Here is a 234-nt window from a genome sequence, read left to right on the forward strand (position 1 = left end):
CTCCTCAACAATAGGTTTCACGTTCTCAACTATTGAAGTGAAATCCATATCTGAAATAGCCTGTCCATTCATTTTTATTTGATCGTTTCTATTCAGAATGTAAGGAGAAGTAAATGTACCTACATTTAATCCCGCTTCAAGAAATAGAGATTGTAAATACGTTAAAGTAGAACCTTTACCGTTCGTCCCAGCAATGTGAATTGCTTTCATCTTTCTTTCAGGATGTCCTAATTT

The 234-nt window shown here is 34.6% G+C and carries 1 pseudogene; it reads right to left on the minus strand.

Going from position 1 to position 234, the window contains the following annotated elements:
- Nucleotides 1-210: pseudogene (locus AOA61_RS31655) on the minus strand (bifunctional folylpolyglutamate synthase/dihydrofolate synthase); the annotation flags it as partial.
- Between the last annotated feature and the right edge of the window lie 24 nt (nucleotides 211-234).

The sequence above is a fragment of the Pseudomonas sp. 2995-1 genome (genome assembly GCF_002742505.1).
GTDB lineage: Bacteria > Pseudomonadota > Gammaproteobacteria > Pseudomonadales > Pseudomonadaceae > Aquipseudomonas > Aquipseudomonas sivasensis.